1 pseudogene is annotated in these 440 nt (G+C 46.1%); it reads right to left on the bottom strand.

Annotation, left to right across the window (positions count from 1 at the left end):
- Window positions 1-156 precede the first annotated feature (156 nt).
- A pseudogene (locus ACT3XD_RS19730) lies at window positions 157-440 on the bottom strand (hypothetical protein); the annotation flags it as partial.

Raw genomic sequence — 440 nt, 5'->3', positions numbered from 1 at the left:
ACGGCGCTATCCGATCTGGTCAGGCGGTTGGTGCCGAACTGACTGCTCGGGCGCCCCCGGCCCGACGCAATGGGGGAAAGGGGGAAGTGTGTCTGAAGGACGGAAAGTGGTTAAAAAGTAGCCGATGTAAGTCGAGCCAGTAGGTGTTTAGCGGTGTTACAGCCTGAGTGCGGTACTGGCTGAGGTACTATGAGAAATCCAGGCTAGATTACTACTTCGTTGAGTGCTATGTGCTGTTGGAGGTACAAAATTATTTATACCCTCAACTTGCGCATCGCTGTGAGAAACAGCACCAAGTTCTTTTAGAATTTTTTTAATCGCTTGAACCACTTGGTAAAAACCATCTTCTAAGTAAGTAAATTTTGCAATAGGGTAACCATCTTCAGGAGTAGCCATTAAATTACCAAATGGCAAATCATGCCAATCGCAAGTCTTTAATA

It is taken from the genome of Halomonas sp. AOP7-B1-5 (assembly GCF_052353045.1).
Classification (GTDB): Bacteria; Pseudomonadota; Gammaproteobacteria; order Pseudomonadales; family Halomonadaceae; genus Vreelandella; species Vreelandella colorata.
The sequence above is the reverse complement of the archived record's forward strand: the minus strand, read 5'-3'. Positions and strand labels throughout refer to the sequence as shown.